General features: G+C 70.4%; 7 protein-coding genes and 1 tRNA gene. 4 read left to right on the forward strand and 4 right to left on the reverse strand.

Annotated elements, in window-relative coordinates:
• Positions 1 to 17 precede the first annotated feature (17 nt).
• The 4 genes from hflX to FV228_RS14680 form a co-directional block, all read right to left on the reverse strand.
• Entirely contained in the window at positions 18 to 1,439 is a 1,422-nt protein-coding gene (gene hflX / locus FV228_RS14665) for a GTPase HflX (protein ID WP_147855298.1), read from the reverse strand.
• 386 nt (positions 1,440 to 1,825) lie between these two features.
• Positions 1,826 to 2,077 (reverse strand): RNA chaperone Hfq, encoded by a 252-nt coding sequence (hfq, locus tag FV228_RS14670; protein WP_007563033.1) that lies wholly within the window; start codon positions 2,075 to 2,077, stop codon positions 1,826 to 1,828.
• A gap of 241 nt (positions 2,078 to 2,318) precedes the next feature.
• On the reverse strand, positions 2,319 to 3,683 hold the full coding sequence (locus FV228_RS14675; RefSeq protein ID WP_147855299.1) for a sigma-54 dependent transcriptional regulator: 1,365 nt from the start codon (positions 3,681 to 3,683) through the stop codon (positions 2,319 to 2,321).
• Positions 3,680 to 6,103, reverse strand: a complete 2,424-nt coding sequence (locus FV228_RS14680; RefSeq protein WP_147855300.1) for a PAS domain-containing sensor histidine kinase — start codon at positions 6,101 to 6,103, stop codon at positions 3,680 to 3,682. Before FV228_RS14680 ends, FV228_RS14675 begins: the two co-directional genes overlap by 4 nt.
• Before the next feature lie 183 nt (positions 6,104 to 6,286).
• Here FV228_RS14680 and FV228_RS34805 point away from each other — a divergent pair, with 183 nt between their 5' ends.
• The 4 genes from FV228_RS34805 to FV228_RS33755 all read left to right on the forward strand — a co-directional run.
• Positions 6,287 to 6,409 (forward strand): hypothetical protein, encoded by a 123-nt coding sequence (locus FV228_RS34805; RefSeq protein ID WP_279601572.1) that lies wholly within the window; start codon positions 6,287 to 6,289, stop codon positions 6,407 to 6,409.
• Positions 6,410 to 6,558: 149 nt separating this feature from the next.
• A tRNA-Sec gene (locus FV228_RS14685) sits at positions 6,559 to 6,651 on the forward strand.
• Between the two features lie 307 nt (positions 6,652 to 6,958).
• Entirely contained in the window at positions 6,959 to 7,939 is a 981-nt protein-coding gene (locus tag FV228_RS14690; protein ID WP_147855301.1) for an amidohydrolase family protein, read from the forward strand.
• Between the two features lie 12 nt (positions 7,940 to 7,951).
• Positions 7,952 to 8,224 (forward strand): hypothetical protein (locus FV228_RS33755; RefSeq protein WP_210247799.1); only part of this gene is annotated, 273 nt, incomplete at its 3' end.

Genomic DNA, 8,224 nt, shown 5'->3' on the forward strand with positions numbered 1-8,224 from the left:
GGCGCCGCCCGTGGCCATCACGCGCCCCGGTCGAGGCGCCGGGCCGCGCTGAAGCGGTTGAGGAAGCGCGGCTCCTTCTCGGGGGCGATCCGGATCGCGAGGTGCACGGTGCCGTCGGCCTCCGCGCGTCGGTCCAGGATCTCGGCGTTCTCGTAGAGCCAGTTGAGCGCCGCCCCGTCCTCGGGGGGCAGCGACACCGCGAAGCTCGTCCGGTGGCGGCCGATCCGCGCCTCGATCCGGGCGGTGAGCGCGGCGAGCCCCTCCCCGGTCAGCGCAGAGACCAGTACCGGCGCGTCGCTGTCACGGTCGTTGCGGGCCTTGGCCTGGCCGCTGAGGTTCATCAGCCGGGTGCGCTCGTCGTCGTCGAGGAGGTCGGACTTGTTCCAGACCTCGATGATCCGCTCGGCCGTGGTCTCGATGCCGAGTTCGCGCAGCACATCGCCGACATCCTCGGCCTGGGCCTCGGAATCGACGTGGCTGACGTCGCGCACGTGCAGCAGCACGTCGGCCTCGATCGCGTCCTCCAGGGTCGCCCGGAACGCCGCGATCAAAGCGGTCGGCAGGTCGGAGATGAAGCCCACCGTGTCGGACAGGATGACGTTTTCGCCGTGCGGCAGCTTGGTCGCCCGCGCGGTCGGGTCGAGGGTGGCGAACAGCATGTCCTTGGCGGTGACCTCGGCGCTGGTCAGGGTGTTGAACAGGCTCGATTTTCCGGCATTGGTGTAGCCCACCAGCGCGACGATCGGGTACGGCACCCGGGCCCGGCTCTGCCGGTGCAGGCCGCGGGTCCGCACCACCGCGTCGAGGTCGCGCTCGATCCGGGTCATGCGCTCCTGGATCATGCGCCGGTCGGCCTCGATCTGGGTCTCGCCGGGGCCGCCCAGGAAGCCGAAGCCGCCGCGCTGGCGCTCCAGGTGGGTCCAGGAGCGCACGAGGCGGGACTTCTGGTAGGCGAGGTGGGCGTGCTCGACCTGGAGCGTGCCCTCGCGGGTCGAGGCGCGCCGGCCGAAGATCTCGAGGATCAGACCGGTGCGGTCGATGACCTTGGCGCCCCAGGCCTTCTCGAGGTTGCGCTGCTGCACCGGCGAGAGCGCGCAATCCATCACCACGAGGCCGATCTCGCGGGCGCGGATCATCCCGGCGATCTCCTCGACCCGGCCTTTGCCGAGATAGGTCGAGGGGCGGATGCGCGGCAGGCTGATCGCGACGCTCTCGACCACGTCGAGCTCGATGGCTGCGGCGAGTCCGGTCGCCTCGTCGAGGCGCGCCTCCACCGAGCGGGTCGGCTGGGCGGGCCCGTGGCCCGGTCCTCCGGGCCCGGGGGCACCGCGGGCCAGATAGGGCCCGATCACCAGGGTGTGGGTCGCCGCGGCGATCTCGCCCTCGGGCGCGGCCTGTGCCTGGAGCCGGGCCTCGCCGGACGTCAGCGTCTCGCTCATGCAACCTTTAACGCCGCCCGCGCGCCGGCAGCTTCGTTCGAGAACTCGGATTGTTTCGACATGGGGATTCGGCGGGGCCGGGCCAAGATGCCGGGAGTCAGGAGGTTGGGATTGGGGAGATCCGAATCCGGCAGCCAGCTGGATTCGGCCTATCCCACCCGCGCCCTCATCCTGAGGCGCCGGAGCGCAGCGGAGGCCTCGAAGGAGCCCTCCAGCTGGCCGCGCGATCCCTTGAGGCCTCCTTCGAGGCGGCTCCGCCGCACCTCAGGATGAGGGGAGAGTGCGGGATCGTCCTGGGATTCGCCGCTGCCCGTGCGGCGAGGCGGCCCGCTGCCGGCATCGCGGCCCCGGAGAAAGCGAACCGATCGCCCTTCCCCCCAAAAAAATCACGCCTTCTCGGCGGTCTCGTCCGGCTCGAACAGCTGCACCGGGTGGCCGGGCATGATCGTGGAGATCGCGTGCTTGTACACGAGCTGCGAATGGCCGTCCCGGCGCAGCAGCACGCAGAAATTGTCGAACCAGGTGACCACGCCCTGGAGCTTGACGCCGTTGACGAGGAAGATGGTCAGCGGGATCTTGTTCTTGCGGACATGATTGAGGAACGTGTCCTGAAGGTTTTGTGCGCGTTCGCCCGCCATCTTATTTGCCTTTTCGTTATCCCGGCGCGAAGGGCTCGGGTTGGGTACGCGACGTCGGAATCTGTCACGTGGTTGGGGCCGTCACGTGCGGGATCGTCCGATCATCCCGCACGGACCGAGTCTACAGCATGACGGCGTGAAAGCCCGGGGGCAAGCAAGCCCCGTTCCGCCCGATCCGTGACGGATCGGCGTCAGTTTCACGGGTCGTCCCCCGTCTGCGCCCCCCTCGCGCCCCGGCGTGCTACGGGCCGATGCCCAGGGACTTCAGCTTGCGGTGAAGCGCCGAGCGTTCCATGCCGATGAACTCGGCGGTGCGCGAGATGTTGCCCGAGAACCGCGCGATCTGCGCCACGAGATACTCGCGCTCGAAGATCTCGCGCGCCTCGCGCAGCGCCAGGCTCATCAGCTTCTCGCCGCCGGCGCCCCCCGGGGTGGTCGGCACCAGGGCGCCGATCTCGGAGGGCAGCATCTCCGAGGTGACCTCTTGGTCCGGGTCGGCCTGGGTCAGGATCATCAGCCGCTCGACGTTGTTCTTGAGCTGGCGGACGTTGCCCGGCCAGTTGTGCGACTGGAGCACCGCCATCGCGTCCTCGGCGATCACACGCTTGGGCAGGCCGGTCTGGGACGAGATATTGTCCATGAAGAACTGGATCAGCTCGGGCACGTCCTCCCGGCGCTCCGACAGGGCCGGCACCCGCACCGGCACCACCGAGAGCCGGTGGAACAGGTCCTCGCGGAAGCGGCCCGCGGCGATCTCTTCGGCGAGATCCCGCGACGAGGACGAGATGATCCGGACATCCACGTGGACCCGGGTGGTGCCGCCGACGCGCTGGAAGTTCTGATCGACCAGGACGCGCAGGATCCGGTTCTGGCTCTCGCGCGGCATGTCGGCGACCTCGTCGAGGTAGAGGGTGCCGCCATGGGCCTCCTCCAGGGCGCCGACCCGCCGGCCGGACTCGCCCTCGACCCCGAACAGCTCCGACTCCATGGTCTCGGGCAGGATTGCGGCCGCGTTGAGCAGCACGAACGGGCCGTTCGACCGCGCCGAGGCCTTGTGCAGGCTGCGCGCCGCGAGCTCCTTGCCAGAGCCCAGCGCCCCGGTGATCATCACCCGGGCGTTGGTCGGCGCGACCCGGTCGATGGTCTGGCGGAGCTGGTTGATCGCCAGCGAGCCGCCGACGATGCGGTTCGGGTTGCCGGAGCGCGCCGTCAGGTCGCGGACCTCGCGCCGGAGCCGGGAGGCTTCCAGCGCCCGCTCGGCCACCAGGATCAGCCGGTCGGCCTTGAACGGCTTCTCGATGAAGTCGTAGGCCCCCGCCTTGATGGCCGAGACCGCGGTCTCGATGTTGCCGTGACCCGAGATCATCACCACTGGCAGGTCGGGGTTGGCGGCCTTGATCAGGTCGAGCACCTGCAGGCCGTCGAGGCGCGAGCCCTGCAGCCAGATGTCCAGGAACACCAGGTGCGGCCGGCGCGCCTCGATGGCGGCCAGCGCCTCGTCGGAGCCGCCGGCCGTGCGGCAGCGGTGGCCCTCGTCGTCGAGGATGCCCGCCACGAGGTCGCGGATGTCGGCCTCGTCGTCGACAATCAGGATATCGGCGCTCATGCGTGCATCTCCGCGATCCGGGGGGCCGTCGGTGCGGCGCCCTTCTCCTCTGTCGTGACGGGGCTGGTCTCGGGGCCGGACGGCTCGGGCCCGTGCTCGCGCGGAACCCGCATCTGCACCTGCCCGCCACGGCCGGCGGGGTTGTCGTTCAGCGCGATCCCGCCGCCGTGCTCCTCAAGCACCTTGCTGACGATAGCAAGTCCCAGCCCGGTGCCACCGTCGCGTGTGGTCATGTAGGGCTCGAGCAGCCGTTGGCGCCCCTCCACCGGAAAACCCTTGCCGTTGTCGGTCACCGTGATGACCGCGAAGCCGTCCTCGACCGCGAGACCGAGCGCGATCTTGCCCTTGCCGAGTTCGTCCGCCGGCACCTCGGCCACCGCCTCAACGGCGTTCTTCAGGATGTTGGTGATCACCTGGCTGAGCAGCCGGATGTCGAAGGCCGCCACGATCTTCTCCGCGCTGCCCGCCCCCCCTTGAGCCGAGAACGCGAAGTCGATGTCCGGGTGCGCCACGCGCATCATGAACAGGTTCTGCTTGGCGATCTCGGTGAGGTCGTTCGGCGCGATGGCCGGCTTCGGCATCCGCGCGAAGGCCGAGAACTCGTCGACCATGCGCTTGATCTCGTCCACCTGGCGCACGATCGTGGCGGTGCACTGGTCGAACACCTCCTTGTCGGCGGTGATGACCTTGCCGTACTTGCGCCGGATGCGCTCGGCGGAGAGCTGGATCGGGGTCAGGGGGTTCTTGATCTCGTGGGCGATGCGGCGGGCGACGTCGCCCCAGGCGGAGCTGCGCTGCGCCTGGACGAGGTCGGTGATGTCGTCAAGGGTCACCACCGAGCCGCGCGACGTCCCCTGGGCCTGCTCGCTCGTGACCCGCACGGTCACGGTGCGCTCGCCCCGGGACCGGGTGAGCTGGAGCTGCTGCTGCTGGAGGGCGCGCGGACGGCTCTCGCTCTCGGCGAGCACGGGGGCGAGTTCCGGCACCGCCCGGGCCAGGGGCTGGCCGATCAGGGCCTCGCTCTCCAGGTCGAGCATCCGCTCGGCGGCCGGGTTGGCGATGGTGACGAAGCCCGCCGCGTCGAGGCCGATCACCCCGGGCGAGACCCCCGACAGCACGGCCTCCGTGAACCGGCGGCGGGTGTCGATCAGGTCGTTGGCGGCGATCAGCCCGGTGTGCTGGCGGCGCAGCTCCTGCGTCATCTTGTTGAAGCTCTCGCCGAGATGGGCCAGGTCGCCGCTGGTCTTCTTGGTCGGCACCTGGGCGTAGAAGTTGCCGGACGCGACCTGGTCGGCGGCGTTGATCAGCCGCCGGATCGGCGCCACGAACCGGTTGGCGAAGTTCATGCCGAACCACACCGCCGACAAGAGCGCGATCAGGGCGATCAGCAGGAACACCGACGCGAAGGTGATCTGGATCGAGCGCCGGAGCGAATCGTAGGTCAGATACTCGGCTGCCGCCGCCCGCGAGACGCCCGGGAAGTCGATGGCGAGCTGGCTGACTTCCCGCTGCACCATCAGCACCGCGTCGTCGTAGGCCGGCATCCGCAGCAGCGCGGCGAAGACGCGGCCCTCCGAGGGCAGCAGGCAGATCGGGTCGGTGGAGGTCGCCGCCTCCTCGAAGGCCGCCGCCGAGGGGAGCCGCACCTGCTTGAGCACGTCGATCTTGGCCCGGGCCACCACGTCGGTAGGTCCGCGCATGATCTGCGCCACCGGCAGGCCGAGATTGGTCGCCCGCGTGGTCAAAAAGTTCTCGAACCAGGCCCGGTCCCGGTCGAAGTTCGGGCGCGCCCGGGTCAGGTCGTCCACCAGGATGCGGATTTCCCGGGCGAGCGACTGGCACTGGTTCTCCTGGTAGGCGTCGGCCACCTCGACGGATTTCAGCACCACGTCCCGGACCCGGTCGGTGAAGCCGAGCGACAGGCCCCGGTCGATGGTCACCGACGCCACCACGGCCAGCAGCACGGTGGGCAGGATCGCGATCAGCGAGAACAGGCCGACGATGCGCGAGTGCAGCCGGGCCACCGCGGCGTTGGCCTTGCGGGCGTGCAGGAAGACCCGCGCCTCCCAGGCGATCACGAAGACCAGCCCGAGCACCAGGACGGCGTTGATGCCGAGCAGCGTGACGCCGTAGGCCGGCGTCGGCGTCACCCGGATCACCCCGGCCAGGATCAGGAAGGTCGCCAGCGCCGAGATCAGCGCGGTCACCACCACGGCGGCGCCGATCCAGCCCGGCCCGCGCGGCCCGGGCTTCAGCGAGTCCGCGAGCGGCGTGCTCGGCTCCTGGGGCGTTTCTGCTTGAGCGGGTTCTTCGGCCGCCTGGCTTGTCCCCTCGCCCACCGGCTCGGCAGGCGGCTGGACACCCCCCTCGGGGTCCGGCGCAGGGCCTTCCACAGGCGGTGAGCGTCGCAGAAACGGCATGACTGGTGCAGGGCCACAACAGTGTGGCGGAATTAATACGAATCGCGGCACCCCGGAGGCGGCGGGTGATCCATTCCGCCGCAGGGGCCGACGTCGGCGCAGCGCCAGCGGTGCTTCGGTTTGAGCGTTTCCGAGTGTCAGCTTACATTGGGCTGCACGAAAAGTTCTGCGGGGGTTTGAGGAATGAGCGACGGGTTTCTGTCCGCTGCGATCATAACCCCGCTGATGCTCGCGGCGACCGCCGGCTTCGTCTACTGGTTCACGAGCCGGCAGGATCGGCGCGACGCGTCGGAGCGCGAGCGCTAGGATTTCGGCACCGCCCTCAAGGCAGGTGCTTCATATCAGCGCATCGAGGTCAAACCTCGGTCGGACGAGACTGGTTTTCGAGCCGTCGCGACCGTGACGACCCCGCTCATCCCTTGACCCCACCGGCACGGCCCCGTACCCCCGCCCGTGGAGGCGAACGGGGTCTGGTGGCCCCCCTGGTCTTCAAAACCAGTGGTACGCCAACAGCGTACGGTGGGTTCGATTCCCATCCGCTTCCGCCAAGCCCCCGCCCCCCTTGCAGCCAGAACCGACTTCGCCGCGCCGGCGCCCGCATTCCTGTCCGCAGGTGGGCACGGTCTCGACGGCGGCTCCGAGGGGCCTGATCGGCGCCTCTCCAACCCAAACCCTACGGCGCATCCGGCGGCCCCGCCCGTAGCCTGGCTCCCGGACGCACCCGACCCCGGCCGTGTCGCCCAGCGTCGCGGGCTGTTTGAAACCGGACCGGCTTGCGCGCCTCGCTCTAGGATGGTCCGATCCGGGTGAGGCACTCGCAGAAGTTCGCCTAAAAAAATCCGGAGGAGACCCGCCATGCTGTCACGCCGGCAAACCCTCGCCTTGGCCCTCGCCAACGGCCTCGCCCTGACCGACACGGCGGCCCGGGCCGCGGGACAGGCCGCCGCGCCGACCGTCAGGAGCCCGGTCTCGTTCGAGGTTCCGCCGGGGGCGTGCGACTGCCACGTCCACGTCATCCCCGATCCGGCCCGGTTCCCGTTCTGGGCGGGGCGCGGCTACACCCCGCCGGTCGATCCGCCCGAGAGCCTGCTCGCCCTCCAGCACGCGCTCAAGCTCGACCGCGTGGTGATCGTGACGCCCAGCGTCTACGGCACCGACAACGCGGCCACCCTCGACGGCCTGCGCCTGCTCGGCCCCCAGCGCGCCCGCGGCGTTGCGGTGATCGGGCCCGGGACCGGCCCGGCCGAGCTCGATGCCCTGGCCCAGGCCGGCATCCGCGGCATTCGGGTCAACCTGGAGCAGGCCGGCGTGTTCGATCCGGCGGCCTCGGCCAAGGCGCTGGAGAGCGCCGTCCAGCTGATCGGGCAGCGGCCCTGGCACCTCCAGGTCTATGCCCGCCTGTCGGTGATCGGCCCGCTGAAGCCGCAGCTGGCCGCCCTGCCGGTGCCGGTGGTGTTCGACCACTTCGCCGGCGCGCAGGCGGCCCTCGGCCCCGACCAGCCGGGCTTCGGCGACGTGCTCGACCTCGTGCGCGGCGGCCAGGCCTGGGTGAAGCTGTCGGGCGCCTACCGCGCCTCGACCCGGGCGCCCGACTATCCAGACGTGGCCCCGCTGGCCCGGGCCCTCGTGGCGGCGAACCCGGAGCGGCTGGTCTGGGGCAGCGACTGGCCGCATCCGGACAGCACGCCCAAGCCCGGCCGCAAGCCCACGGACCTCGCGCCCGCGCAGGACATCGATGACGGCCGCCTACTCGACCTGCTCGCCACCTGGGTGCCCGACCGCGCCACCCGTGACAGGATCCTTGTCGAGAATCCCAAGCGGTTATACGACTTCTGAGAGAAACGTGCGGTGACAGATACACCCGGACCGAGCACCCGGTCCCGGGCGCCCGCCTGGCCGTGCGCCCTGGAGGAGACCGTGATGCAGGGTCTGGACCATCGTCCCGAACGCCGGTGGCCGGCATTCGGGACAGATCCCCGCGGACGCAGGGACCGCCGGTTCGGGCCGGGATCCGCCGTCCGGGGCGAGGCCGGAGCACGGATCGGCCGACCGGCCGCGGCCGGCCAGATCTTCGATCACGCCTCCGGCCGCGCGCGGGGCCTGCTCGGCCTGCTGACGGCC

This window comes from Methylobacterium sp. WL18, assembly GCF_008040015.1.
Taxonomy (GTDB): domain Bacteria; phylum Pseudomonadota; class Alphaproteobacteria; order Rhizobiales; family Beijerinckiaceae; genus Methylobacterium; species Methylobacterium mesophilicum.